Below are 13711 nucleotides of genomic sequence, written 5' to 3'. Positions count from 1 at the left end.
CACGCAGACTCCCCAACCTTCTCGGCATCCACCATGGGGCCAAAGGCCGGATAAACAACAAGCGCCCAGCCGGGCGCTTGTCGTAGTTATCGTGATGACCGGATTCAGGGTGTTGGGCAGGCGCTTGGCGAGCCGCTGTTGCGGGGCCAGAGGGTGGATCCGTCGCTTTCAGAGAGCGGCAGGAATGTGACGCCTTCGCTCATGTTGGCAGGGGGCAGGTCATCCTCCAGCACATACATCCCCATCGGCAGGCTGCCATAACGCTGGTTGGCCTGCACCTGAGCGACCGCGAGGCTTGAGTAACGCAGGCCGAGCAGATCGAAATGATTGCGCCAGTCCCAACCGGTGAGCCGACTGAGTGCAACCAGCATAAAGTCATTGCCCGGTATGTCGCGCACCCGTTTGCCGCCATAGACCGCATGCCCCGAGTAGGGGAACAGGCTAAAGCCGAGCCTATCCTTGTTGGCATTCCACTGCGCTTCACTGTCGGCTGCCGCGCCGAAGATCCGTGAATGCTGATAGAGCAGGGTGAAGAGAGTGAAGCCATCGTTCAGCCGGGTGCCATCAGTCAGGAGCATACGGTGGGCGCGTAATGCCATCTGGATATAAAACGCCATGCGATAGCCGTTGTGGACGGCGTAGGCATTGCTCTTCCAGGGGGCTTCGTAGCGACTCTCGCCGGTATCGAGCACCTTGCAGTTGGCCCCGAGCACGAGGCGGTTGCCACTCCTGTCCCTTACCTGCGCCGCATCAGACATGAACACATAGAAGAGATCCTTGTGATTCATGTGTCCATCCTTGATGGGCGCCGTGTTGCCATCTCTCAGATAATGGGCGCGCCACTTCACCACATAAGGGAAGATGTTGTTGGAGTTTTCCCCCGCCCGGCTGCCGTAGCCACTCCAGTTGTCGGCATCGCCTGCCGCAGCGTACTGCACGTTCAACCGGTTGGTCTGCAGGTTGTGGCCCAGTTCGTGATTGTCGAGCCAGCCGGTCGGGCTGATGCTGCCGGAAGAGTCCCACGGGTTGCCGCTGCAACCGCTGCCGCAATGGGCATTCTGGTCATAGTTGGCATGCTGGATGATGGTGCGGGTATGGAGCGATTCATCGAGACACCCCTCCCCCAACAGTGCCACGCAGGCGTTTTTAACATCCGCAGGCAGCGACTCATCGAGCCCCTTGCCCTGAATTTTCAGGCCCGCCAGGGTGTAGACACCATTGATGTGATCCCGGGCGATGCTGTCGAGCAGGGCATTGGTGTCGGGGATGACGCCACCCACCGCCTTGGTGAAGCGATCCCGGCGCAGATGCTGTTCTGCGCCATCGGCCCGCAGATCGATATGGGGCAGCTCGGTTTGTTCCAGCCGCTCGTTGAACTCGCGGATCTGCTGCTCATCACTGAAATCCATGATGGCCGGATGACGGGTGACGCCCGTGGCGCTCACCTGGACGGCCAGCGATGCAGCCGCCCCTTCCAGATAGAGGTAGATAGGGCCGCCATAGGGCGAGGTGAAGGTGACGCGGCCCCCCTTGGCCAAGATCAGTCGTCCGGTGGTCAGCTCCAGCGGGGCTCGATAGATCTTCTGCTCATAGGCGCGATTGGTGTTGGGCCTGTGGTAGTTGAGTCGGACGGTAGCGGACACATCGGCGTTATCGGTGCGTCTCAGGGTGATGGTTTGTCCCGGCAGGGCATACCAGCCGGTGGTGGTCCACTGCCCGCTGTAGGGAACCGCAATGCGCCGACTGTCGGTGAGCGTTGCGGGATAGGCATAGTGAGCCGCTTGTCCCTTCACTACCTTGCTGCGATCGGTGACGTACTCCCCCAGATCGGGTTGGGCCGGGGTACGAGTGCGGGCATAGCTCACCAGCCAGTCGGCAAACATCGCCTGCTGCCAGGATTGATGCTCATCCCAGGCGATGGGGTAGTCGATGGCGGCACGGTATTTGTCGGCCAGCAGCAGGGTGGCGGGCAGCAGTGTCGCGCCCTCACGGGCAAAGGGGCTGATCCCGGCCTTGTCGAGGGTGATGGCCCCATTTCTCAGCCAGTCGGCACCCAGCTTGAACTGCTGGTTGAAGCTCTCCGAGCCACCGCAATTGATAAAGTTGCCGCCGCAGCTATCGAGCCACTGGGTTGTGAAGTTGCGATCCTGAAGGTTGCCAAGCAGGGTATCGACCGCCATCAGCTGGGCGTCGGGTGCCATGATGGTGTTCACTGCCAGATCGCTGGCTCTGAGTTTTGACCAGTAGTTGCCCCAGGTGACCAGCCCCATATCGAGATAGAGGGGGCTTAGCAGCGGGCTGGCATCGCGCCGATAGTTGGAGAGCAGCAGCGGGATCCCGGCCGCTTTGGCCTTGGCGATCGCCTCTGCGATCCCCTGATACCCCAGCCCCTGGCGGTCGATATCGCTGATCACGATAAGCTCCGGCGCCATGGTGTCGATACAGTCGCTCAGCGCCTGATAATCGCAGGTATTGGCCGGGTTGATACTGTGCTTGTCGGGATAGATCGCCTTGAGCCAGTCACGCACGCCTTCGTTGTGGGGAAAATAGACGCTATCGGCGCGGCTTGGCATCTGGGCGGTGAGGATGCGCAGGCCATCGCTATCCTTGCCCCGGGTCAGCCAGCCAATCAGCCCCTTGAGCAGCGCCTCGCTCTGCGCTGTGCGGTCAACGGAAAACAGGTTCGCCCCCATGGCAGCCTGACGGTAATCGGCTTGCTCGGAGACCATCACCAGACCCCGGATCTCGCTCTCCCCCTTGCCATTGATGTTGGAGGGGAGCAGGGTCACCGTGCTCTCAGGCTGGAAGCTGGAAAAGGTGATGGAGTCGTGGCTCGGGTTCCAGCTGATCTGTGCCATCCCCTGATAGAGGCTGCGAACCAGCTCGGTGCGGTGCGCCTCACTGTCAGCAATCGCCGCGCGGGCATGGGCGATCAGGGATTGCTCGCTGGCAAGGGTATGATCTTCCCGGGTAATGGCATTGGCGGCATCGCTGATAAAGCTGGCCGAGATTTGGCAATCACCACGCATGGGGCCTGTGGTGTAGGTGTTACCCGTCAGGGTGCCTTCACACCCTGTGATGTTTGCCAACACGAAGCCACTCTCGGGGTGCACGGTGAAACGCCCCTGTTCACCCGCATTCAGGCGCAGGTAGTCGGGACTGACCGCGCCTCCCAGAGAAGCTTGGGTGGTGGCGTTGAAATAGACGGCTGCACTCTCCTGCGTGAAGCTGGCCGAGATCTGGCAATCGCTGCGCATGGGGCCAGTGGTATAGGTGAGGCCGTCCAGGGTGCCATCACAGCCGCTTATCCCGGTCAGGAGGTAACCGCTGTCAGCCTGTACCGAGAAGCTCCCCTGTTCACCCGCCGCCAACCGCAGGCTGGTGGGGTTCAACTGTCCGCCCGCGCTGCTCTGGCTGGATGCCTCGAAATAGTTGGGGGTGACAGGGGGGCGGATAGGGGTCTCTTCCTGTTCGCCATCACCGCCGCCACAGCCTGTGATCAACAGCGCCAGTAAGGGAGTGAGAACCGTCTTTTTCATTGTCTGATACGTTCCTTGTGTTACGACGGGTAGGGGAGTCGGTAGTCTAATGAGCTGCCTTGCTTATTTCAACGCTGATTGAATGGTCATTTTGCTTTATTTTCAGCATCTTGGATGTTTTTTTGGCCGGCTTTTGCCGTATTTGGTGTTGCTGGTGCAGCAGAACCGATAGGGATGGGGCGAGCCCCCCATCAGCACAGGCCATACCAGCCTGAGCTCACCGTAATGAGTCGCTTCACCGGGTTAACAGGGGATGCTGGGCCGCAGGTTTTGCCTGCAACCCTTGCAGGGGGGATGTCAGAGGGATGGATGAGCGGCGGGGTCGATCGTTGCCAGCGCCCGCATCTCCAGCTGCTGCTCGCCGGGGCGACAGACCAGCACCGAGCCTTGCTCGAACCAGTCCCCCAGCACGATGCGCCGCGCGGGGTGACCGTCCAGGGTGAAGTCGTGGATGGCGGGTCTGTGGGTGTGGCCGTGGATCATCATCCGGCAGTCATGGGCGCGCAGCATCTCGTCCACCGCCGCGGGCGTCACATCCATGATGATCTGGCTCTTGTGAGCATTTTCCATCTGGCTTTGGCCGCGCATCTTGCAGGCGATGGCCTGACGGCGGGCAAGCGGCAGTCGCAAAAAGAGCCAGCGCAGCCACTTGAGCTGGGTGATGCGACGAAACCTCTGATACCCCTCATCCAGGGTGCAGAGCAGATCCCCGTGGCTCAGCACTACCCGCTCCCCATAGAGGTCGATCACGCAGGGGTCCCCCAGCAGGGTCATCCCCGCGCGCTTGGCAAACTGCTGGCCCAGCAGAAAGTCGCGGTTGCCGTGGATAAAGTAGATGGGCACGTTCTGCTGGCTCAGGGCCAAGAAGGCATCGGCCATCTGTTGATGGAGCGGATTGGGGTCATCATCGCCAACCCAGAATTCGAAGAGATCCCCCAGCACATAGAGGGCATCGGCGCCGGGGGCGTCGTGCTCGAGAAAGCGCACCAGTGCCGCGGTCATATCGGGCCGCTGGGCAGAGAGGTGAATGTCACTGATAAAGAGGGTGCTCATGATGTGGGGGTCGGGCTCTCGGTCGAAACAGGGCAAACAGGGGTGGCAGAGGTAGTAGACACAACAGGGGACGAATAGTGCGCTGCGGGCGCCATCGCGCCAGTTGAGGTATGGATATCGTCACGGGATGGCGGCTGCCATGCCAGCTCGGCAAGATTGCGTCCCTCCAGCGTCAGCAGCGCTTCATAAGGATCTCCCGCCAGCCCCAGCAACCGGCACATGGCCGCCTCCCCTTTTAGTCCCTCTTCAAGGCGCAGACGTAGCACGTCACGGTAGAAGGCATCACCAAAACGCTCTAGCAGGGCCGCCATCAAGGTGAGGTGGCGCCAGCCGTTCTGCATCTCGATGGGAGCTGGGGTGACATAGAGCTCCAGTAGCAAGCAGGCATCGCTCTTGTCAGAACCGCTATTAGCACAGCTCTGGTCGAGGCAGGAAAAGGTGCGCTCCAGCAGCCAGATATTGTCGCCCTTGACGCTCGCTTGCCAACCTTGAGCCTCGAGCCTTGCGGCAAACTTGGCGGGATCTGGATGCTGGCAGAGAATATCGAGATCGCTGCCCGGCCGATCGAGGCCGATGGCGAGCGTGCTCACCAGCGCCAGATCGGCGCACTGCGTTGCCAGCTCATCCCACACACCGGCGGTGAGCAGGGCATGGGCCGAGCGCTGGCGCGGGTTGCCGTGGGCCAGATAGTCGAGGCGGCGCCAGTTTGGGCTGGCAGTGGGGGAGGCAGATGGAAAAACTGCGGCCGGGGCCGCAGTTTTGTCAGTGCCAAGTCGGCAGAGATCAGTCAGCAAGGGTCACCTTGGTGATCACCACGTCTTCGGTCGGAACGTCCTGATGGATACGGCCGTAGTTGCCGGTCTTGACGCCCTTGATCTTGTTGACCACGTCCATACCGGCGGTCACTTCACCGAATACGCAGTAGCCGAAACCCTGGGTGGTAGCGGATTTGAAGTCGAGGAAGTCGTTGTTGTTCACGTTGATGAAGAACTGGGCGCTGGCAGAGTGCGGCTCCATGGTGCGGGCCATGGCGATGGTGCCGATCTTGTTGGAGAGACCGTTGGCCGCTTCGTTCTTGATGGGAGCGCGAGTGTCTTTCTCTTCAAAGCCCGGGGCATAGCCGCCGCCCTGGATCATGAAGCCGTCGATGACGCGGTGGAAAATGGTGTTGTCGTAGTGACCGTCACGGCAGTATTGCAGGAAGTTGGCCACGGTTTCCGGGGCTTTTTCAGCGTTCAGGGTGAGGGTGATGTCGCCGTGATTGGTGTGCAGAGTGACCATGATATGTCCTTTCATTTGATGCGGACGACGAAGTGCCCGCAGGTGTATGGCATAAAGTGGTGGCAATTCTAGCCCATCAGGGGCTGGCGGCATAGTCTCTCTGGCGCCGTAACCGTGCTGGCAGGCGGGATTGGCCACGTTTTCTGCCTCGTTTTCTGCCCCTGAACGGGGTATCATGACCAACCATTTTACTCACAGGCAGTGGTTAGAAGATGCTGAAGATATACAACACACTCACTCGTCAAAAAGAAGAATTCAAACCTATCCACCCGGGCAAGGTGGGCATGTATGTGTGTGGTGTCACCATCTACGATCACTGTCATATCGGCCACGGCCGCACCTTCGTCGCCTTTGATGTGGTCGCTCGCTACCTGCGTTACGCCGGTTATGACCTCACCTACGTGCGCAACATCACCGACGTGGATGACAAGATCATCAAACGTGCCGCCGAGACCCAAGTGACCTGCGACGAGCTGACCGAGCGGCTGATTGGCGACATGCACGCCGACTTCGACGCCCTCGGCATGGTGCGCCCGGATATCGAACCGCGCGCCACCCAGCACATCGAAGAGATCATCGAGCTGGTGCAATCCCTGCTGGAAAAAGAGCACGCATACGTGGCAGATAACGGCGATGTGATGTTTATCGTCGAATCCTATGCCGACTACGGCAAGCTCTCCGGCCAGGATCTGGAGCAGCTGCAAGCCGGTGCCCGCGTCGACGTGGTCGATGCCAAGCGCAACCCGCTCGACTTCGTGCTGTGGAAGATGTCCAAACCGGGCGAGCCGACCTGGGAAAGCCCCTGGGGCCCGGGCCGTCCTGGCTGGCACATCGAGTGCTCCGCCATGAACTCCAAGCACCTTGGCAACCACTTCGACATCCATGGCGGCGGCTCCGATCTGCAGTTCCCGCACCACGAGAACGAAATTGCCCAGTCCTGCTGCGCCCACGGTGGCGACTACGTCAACACCTGGATGCACAGCGGCATGGTGATGGTGGATAAAGAGAAGATGTCCAAATCCCTTGGCAACTTCTTCACCATCCGCGACGTCTTGGCTCACTACGACGCCGAAACCGTCCGTTACTTCCTGATGTCTGGCCACTACCGCAGCCAGCTCAACTACTCGGAAGATAACCTCAAGCAAGCCCGCGCCGCGCTGGAGCGCATGTACACTGCCCTGCGCGATCTGCCGGTGGCCGCTGCTGCCGGTGGCGACGAGCAGGTGGCTCGCTTCAAGGAGGCGATGGACGACGACTTCAACACCCCGGAAGCCTACTCCGCCCTGTTCGATCTGGTGCGCGAGATCAACCGCCAGAAGGGTGAAGACATGGCCGTTGCCGCCGCGCTGGGCGCCCGTCTGCGCGAGCTGGGCGCCGTGCTCGGCATCCTGCAGCAAGACCCCGAAGCCTTCCTCAAGGGTGACGAAGCGGACGAAGAGGTTGCCGAAATCGAGCGCCTGATCGCCGAGCGCAATCAGGCCCGTGCCGACAAGAACTGGGCTGCGGCCGACGCCGCCCGCAACCGTCTCACCGAGATGGGCATAGTGCTGGAAGATAGCGCCGGCAAGACCAGCTGGCGCCGTGCCTAAGGGCCGCCGGTTGACGACCTGACGCAGAGCGCAGCCCTTGGGCTGCGCTCTTTTTTTCAGGGCCCGGCGCGTTGTTCAAGGCGCGGCCCATGCAAGCGAACATAAGGAAGATGGCACCATGAAGATATCCAGCTGGCCCGTGCTGGCACTGGCCCTCTCTGCGGCGGCCCTGATCGCCCCGGCCCATGCGGGCACCACCACCAGCGGCAAACTCGATCCGGCCGCCAGTGCCCGCGCCAAGGCCAAGGTGGCCCAGTTTCTCGACTGGGAGCGTGCAGTCAAACCGAGCGGCCTCTATCAGAGTGATCTTGGCGGCGCGCTGCCCACTATCGTCTCCCCCGAGCTGCTCTGCCTGCTCAATGCCGCCTCCAAGGCGCGCGAAATAGCCACTCGCGAGGCCCCCGACGAGAAGCCCCCCTTTGTCGAGGGCAACCCCTTCCTGCCCAACGCCTGGGATAACCTGCTGGGCTCGGAGATCCTCTCCTCGCGCGCCATCGCCGGCAGCCGGGATCGCAGCGAGGTCAAGGTGCGCTTCACCTTTGGCGAGCCGGGCACCCCGCTCGACGCCCCCAGCGGCACCTACCGTTTTGTCAGCACCTATCTGGTACAAGACGGGCCGCAAGGCGCCCGCATCACCGATATCGACGCTGGCGGCAGCTGTGATTTCTGCCAATCCGGCAGCCTGCGCGCCGCCCTCTATGAGACGCTCACCGCCTATCCCGCCGCAGGGGGAGAGCAGTGCAAGGGGTTGGGGAAATAGTTTTTTAGTTGGGATAGAAGTGTGTTTGGGGAATAGAAATAAAAACCGCAGCTCAAGGCTGCGGTTTTTATTGATGTTATAAATTGAAATATGATTGAGCTAACTCATTTTTCTTACGTTCAATCGATTCAATTAAATCAGTTGAAACTCTGCAGCTATATTTTTCTGAAATAAAGATGCGAATTAAATATTTTATTGACTGATATTTGTCGAGCTTGTCGCCGCATTCAGTGAGTTTATTTATGCAGTATCCGCCATTCAAATTCTTTCGCAGTAGTTTTATTTCTGTTTTATCTATATCTTTAAATGCATTGTCTGCCATTATATCGATGGCAAACATATATTTTGGAATGATCTCTGAGATCATTTTAAAAAGTTCTGATTTGAGTTCTGATATAAAGGTTTTGTTTATCTCGTCTGTTATTTTTAAATTTGTTGGGTATATTTTTGATTCATACTTTTTCGACCATGGGACTCTGTTTATGATATCATCAAGAATCTCTTGTCCCTCGCTGGGGAATTTACTTTCATGAATGAAACAGGGTAGTTGTTCATGTAGGAAAAAATCATCTGAATTTTCTAAATAGAATATCTCTAACTGTTCTAACTTACTCTCTGGGTTAGCCTTATCAGGTTCTTCAAATTTGAATAAGCTAAGAGGTTTTCCTGATGCATTCTCTTTTGATAAATCGCAAACATTTCCTAGCATTGCTGAGAATGCTCTATTCGTTTTATGATAATAAACTTGGCCAAAGAGACTCGATCTTGCATTTATAAATTCAAGAATTGAATCAATACCACTTTCTTTATACGCTAAAAATACTTTATTATTATTTATCACAGGAACGATCGACATGAACAGTCTATTATAGTCATAAATACCACACTTTACGCCTGAAAAATAGCTATCTCTTAACAAGTAGTCCATTCTGTCTGCATCAATAGGGCAGGATGAAATTATAGATGTAAATAAAGGTAGGATGTCAATATTTGCACCATTAATGTTAACATGAATTGCTTTTTGTTTATATTTGCTTTCGATGATGTTTATGACGTTGTCGATATTTATCGAACTGCGTAACTTATGACTAAGGCTATCATAAATAATTTTTATGAAGATTGAAGACATGTGTTCATGCTCAATGGTTGAACCATCTTCAATCATATTAAAAATATCATCAAAATCACCTTCAAGATGCTCTGATAAGTCTTCTTTTTTACACATAAATGAATCAAATTGATGAGACATTGGACCATGACCAATATCATGTAAAAGTGCCGCCAATCTCAACTCTCGAATATTACTTAATGGAAGACTCTCAATACCATCAAAAACGCTACCATCGCGATACTTATTTTGGTATCTATATGAATTCAAGTTCAAATTTTTTAATATTTCATATGATAAGTGCATAACTCCGAGAGAGTGCTCAAATCTACTATGCATTGCTGAAGGAAAAACTTTATATAAAAAAGTATTTTGTTTGATATTCCTAAGTCTCTGAAATAGAGGATGATCTATGAATTCAATTTCTAATTCACTTAGGCGTATGATGCCATGGATTGGATCTAATATTTTCCCAAGTAACTCTTTATCAAAATTCATTATTAACCTCGTTTTTGTCTAATTTATTCAGTTTCAGTTTCAGTTTCAGTTTCAGTTTCAGTTTCAGTTTCAGTTTCAGTTTCAGTTTCAGTTTCAGTTTTAAACTATTTTTGTGTTAGCGATTTAGGAGTAACAGCCTCTATATATAAATTGATATTTCCAGCAGGAATAAATCCACTTTTTGATTTATCAGCTAAATAATTTGGAAAACGCTCAACTAGATACACTTGTTCTAACCAAATTCTAAACTCGCCTAAAGCTGATAATGGATAAATATAGGCAGGTCTGGGGCCTGCTTTTGCTTGTGGAAAATAATCAGGATAAGTATGTGGGTGCTTAGTCCTTGCGCCATATTTGTTGTCAAAGTTGTATTTTTCCCAGTGTGAACTCCACAAACGGCCGACACTGATGTCTGGGACTACGTGACTATCCATCTTCAAGCCATGACGTATTCCTGATACAACAATATCCGCAACCTCCTTAAATACACTGAAGTAACCACGTGGAATCTCATTTAATATCATCCGGTCGTGAAAATGCTTCCATGCTTCAGGAATAGAATTTAAAGGATCATAACCTAGGCTAGTATATACAAACTCTCGAAGTGACCTGCGCGCCAGTAATCGATAATTTTGTAATGCAATATCACTTGTGGAGGATGAGTCAAATGCATAATATTCAAGCACAGCCATGCAAGATATGTCATTGAAAGCACTAACCTTCTGACCTTGGACTGTTACTTGAATAAATAGATCATCTGATAAAATACCTTGCTCGCGCAATAGGGCTGATATCTTTATCCCCCTAGGTTTTACTCGCTCTAGATCCCAATTGGATGTTAATGTCGTTATGGAGCTTGGAGCAACACCACAGAGTGATGCTAATCCTCTAGCTGAAAGATAAGGAGTCCCATCTGGCAAAACCCCCATGCTAATGCCATTAACTTCCCCCTCTTTGATTGGAATCAATTCAATCTGTTGTTGAAGCATATAAAACTCCTTTAAGTCTAGGTATCTTAAAATTGTGAAAAAGGTATAAGGACTAGCGAAGCGTAATCGGACGTTCGAGAAATAAGGTGTTATTACGGTGAAGTACTCACTATCGGGCCTTCAATATAAAACCGTTTCCCGATAGGGATATCTGCTGCTTGTCATTGTATTCATCATGATTTTTTCACCTATGCAACCATGCCGATGGCGCTTGTTGCATAGGTGCGACAATCTGCTCTCGTCACGGGGTGGGCAAGGGGTTGGCTGTGAGCTAACAACCCGCCCGATCTTTGCCCCAAATAGGCTGGGGAGTGTTACCGCGGTGCAATGCGCTGCGCTTGGTGCACCCTACGCCTGTTAACTGGCTTCGGGGCGGCGGGTTGGCTGTTGCCCCCTGTTGTTCGCCGGGGTGAGCCCGTTTGTCCCATACCGTAGGGTGCAATGAACGAAGTGAATTGCACCTCTATTCGACGCGGGTTTGCTTGCTGCGTCAGGCTTGGCGGATTGCGCCATGGGCTTCATCTGCAAGGGGAGCGGTTAGCACGGACGATTACGCTACGCTAATCGACCCTACCGACCCTGCTGGCGAAGCCATGCCAACGGGGTTGGTGACCCCTCACCCGAACCCTCTCCCGCAGGGGGAGAGGGGACGGTTACCGTGGTGCAATGCGCTGCGCTTATTGCACCCTACCGCTCACCCGCAAGGGGAGAGGGGACGGTTGCCCTGGCGCAGGGGCGGGAGACCGGCTGGTCTCCGCGAAAGACGCTACCGCCCCTGACTGTCGCTGCCACATTGCGCCGTTGACCTTGGTTTGGGAAAAGGGGCCAACAGGCGCCGCCAAATATCTTACGGATTCATTGAGCGCTTAACTATGGCGGCCATCACGCAACTATCAGAAACCAGAGGTTTTTTTGCGCTGGCACAAGCTTTTGTTAATTACTGATTGATTAATTGCGGGGTAAACCTTGTGCGGTTGGTCGCCTTGGGTAATCCGTCGCTATCACCTTGATTCAAAACGGCGATCACAGACTTTTTGCGCTGTATGTCTAGACTGGGTTGGCCGCGGTCGCTGACCGCCGCCTCTGGATCAGCAGACAGGGTATAACTGAGCTGGCTCACCCCTATGTGTCACTGATGGAGGCGTCGGCCATGTCCGCTACCCGTATCTGGATTAAAAACCCCCTTGCCACCTTTACCCCCGAAACGGTCGATGGCCGCGGCGGGCTGGTGATTGAGAACGGCCTGATCAGCGAAGTGCTGGCGGCAGGCCAGCAGCCTGCCCGGCCGTGTGATCAGCTGTTCGATGCCCGCGACCATGTGGTGCTGCCGGGCCTTATCAATACCCACCACCACTTCTACCAGACCCTGACCCGTGCCTGGAGGCCGGTGGTCAATCAGCCGCTCTTCCCCTGGCTCAAGACCCTCTATCCGGTGTGGGCCAGATTGACGCCGGACGCGCTGGCGCTGGCGAGCAAGGTGGCGATGGCGGAGCTGCTGCTCTCGGGTTGCACCACGGCGGCCGATCACCACTACCTCTTCCCGCGCGGGATGGAGGAGTCCATCGATATTCAGGTGGCGGCGGTGCGTGAGCTGGGGATGCGCGCCATGCTGACCCGTGGCTCCATGAGCCTTGGCGAAGATGAGGGGGGCTTGCCGCCGCGCCACACGGTGCAGGGGCAGCAGCAGATCCTCGATGACAGTCTGCGGCTGGTGCGCCAGTATCACGAGCGCGGCGCCGGGGCGCAGATCCAGATTGCGCTGGCCCCTTGCTCCCCCTTCTCGGTGACCGAGGAGATCATGGTGGAGAGCGCCAGACTCGCGGCCGAGCTCGATGTGCGGCTGCACACCCATCTGGCGGAGACGCTGGATGAGGAGGCGTTCTGCCTTGCACGCTTTGGCCTGCGCACCGTCGATTATCTCGAAAAGGTGGGCTGGCTTGGCGATCGCACCTGGCTGGCCCACGGCATCCACTTCAATCCGGACGAGATTGCGCGGCTGGGGGCGGCGGGCACCGGGGTGTGCCACTGTCCGGTCTCCAATATGCGGCTCGCCTCCGGCATCTGCCCGACCCTGGATCTGGAGGCGGCCGGTGCACCGGTGGGGCTAGGGGTGGATGGCTCGGCCTCTAACGATGCCTCGAACCTGATGCAGGAGGCCCGTCAGGCGCTCTATCTGCAGCGGCTGCGCTACGGCGCCGAGCGCATCACTCCGCGCAAGGTGCTGGAGTGGGCGACCGTTGGCTCGGCCCGGCTGCTCGGGCGCGGCGATCTCGGTGAGCTGCTACCCGGCAAGCAGGCGGATCTGGCGCTGTTCAAGCTCGATGATCTGCGCTTTAGCGGCAGCCACGACCCCATAGCGGCCCTGATCTTGTGCGGCGCCGAGCGTGCCGATCGGGTGATGGTGGGCGGCAAGTGGCGGGTGGTGGATGGCGCCATCGAGGGGCTGGATATCGAGGGGCTGATTGCCCGTCACAAGGTGGCCGCCGCCGCGCTGGTGCATGGCTAGCCGACTCTGGTGCCACTCCCTGGCTGTATGGAGTTGGTATTCACCTGACAGTTGTCCACAAAAGGGAGTGGTCATATGGCTTCAAACCGGATAACAAAACAGTGCCCCCTACTGTGTTATCTGGAGTCACCGTAGACCTGCAACGAGAAAAACTCAGCCTGCCAGAGCTCGCCAAAGAGCTCAATGACGAGTAACTTCGCCTGTTCGAGCGTCTCAGCCCAGAGTTTCGAGAACGTCAGATTGAGGTCCACTACACCGGAGAACTGGTGGCTGTCGGCACCTTCTTCGTCGGCGCGATCCAAGCGGTTGGCAGGTGTATCTGCAAACCGTGCTGGACTGCTACAGCCGCCACGCCTGGGGACGGCTCTACACCAGCAAGCTGCCGGTG

The 13711-nt window shown here is 56.1% G+C and carries 9 protein-coding genes and 1 pseudogene; 4 read left to right on the top strand and 6 right to left on the bottom strand.

The genetic code is table 11. From position 1 onward, the window contains the following. Window positions 1–104: 104 nt before the first annotated feature. The 4 genes from G5182_RS18555 to G5182_RS18540 all read right to left on the bottom strand — a co-directional run bounded on the left by G5182_RS18555 (window position 105) and on the right by G5182_RS18540 (window position 5873). Window positions 105–3539 carry an ImpA family metalloprotease gene (locus G5182_RS18555; protein ID WP_421254629.1) on the bottom strand — a complete coding sequence of 1145 codons (3435 nt, stop codon included), beginning with the start codon at window positions 3537–3539 and terminating at the stop codon, window positions 105–107. 297 nt (window positions 3540–3836) lie between these two features. Then, window positions 3837–4592 (bottom strand): UDP-2,3-diacylglucosamine diphosphatase, encoded by a 756-nt coding sequence (gene lpxH / locus G5182_RS18550; RefSeq protein ID WP_421254628.1) that lies wholly within the window; start codon window positions 4590–4592, stop codon window positions 3837–3839. After that, a complete protein-coding gene (locus tag G5182_RS18545) occupies window positions 4589–5386 on the bottom strand; it encodes a DUF4269 domain-containing protein (protein ID WP_421254627.1) in 798 nt (265 codons plus the stop codon). Before G5182_RS18545 ends, lpxH begins: the two co-directional genes overlap by 4 nt. Continuing rightward, complete coding sequence (locus G5182_RS18540) at window positions 5376–5873, bottom strand: peptidylprolyl isomerase (RefSeq protein WP_033115878.1); 498 nt, start codon at window positions 5871–5873, stop codon at window positions 5376–5378. Before G5182_RS18540 ends, G5182_RS18545 begins: the two co-directional genes overlap by 11 nt. 212 nt (window positions 5874–6085) lie before the next feature. Between G5182_RS18540 and cysS the strand changes: the two genes are divergently transcribed. Then, window positions 6086–7462, top strand: a complete 1377-nt coding sequence (gene cysS, locus G5182_RS18535; RefSeq protein WP_041208491.1) for a cysteine--tRNA ligase — start codon at window positions 6086–6088, stop codon at window positions 7460–7462. A 118-nt stretch (window positions 7463–7580) separates the two neighbouring features. Beyond that, window positions 7581–8222 carry a hypothetical protein gene (locus G5182_RS18530; protein WP_421254626.1) on the top strand — a complete coding sequence of 214 codons (642 nt, stop codon included), beginning with the start codon at window positions 7581–7583 and terminating at the stop codon, window positions 8220–8222. A 76-nt stretch (window positions 8223–8298) separates the two neighbouring features. Here the strand turns inward: G5182_RS18530 and G5182_RS18525 are convergent, their stop codons facing one another. Together G5182_RS18525 and G5182_RS18520 are read right to left on the bottom strand one after the other, a co-directional pair. Beyond that, a complete protein-coding gene (locus tag G5182_RS18525; protein WP_421219913.1) occupies window positions 8299–9828 on the bottom strand; it encodes an HD domain-containing protein in 1530 nt (509 codons plus the stop codon). Window positions 9829–9932: 104 nt separating this feature from the next. After that, window positions 9933–10817, bottom strand: a complete 885-nt coding sequence (locus tag G5182_RS18520; protein WP_421219915.1) for a hypothetical protein — start codon at window positions 10815–10817, stop codon at window positions 9933–9935. 1150 nt (window positions 10818–11967) lie between these two features. Between G5182_RS18520 and G5182_RS18515 the strand changes: the two genes are divergently transcribed. Next, window positions 11968–13323 carry an 8-oxoguanine deaminase gene (locus tag G5182_RS18515; protein ID WP_421254625.1) on the top strand — a complete coding sequence of 452 codons (1356 nt, stop codon included), beginning with the start codon at window positions 11968–11970 and terminating at the stop codon, window positions 13321–13323. 176 nt (window positions 13324–13499) lie between these two features. After that, window positions 13500–13711, top strand: a pseudogene (locus G5182_RS18510) (IS481 family transposase); the annotation flags it as partial.

The sequence above is a fragment of the Aeromonas sp. 600948 genome (assembly GCF_049174875.1).
GTDB classification, from domain to species: Bacteria; Pseudomonadota; Gammaproteobacteria; order Enterobacterales; family Aeromonadaceae; genus Aeromonas; species Aeromonas veronii_A.
The sequence above is the reverse complement of the archived record's forward strand: the minus strand, read 5'-3'. Positions and strand labels throughout refer to the sequence as shown.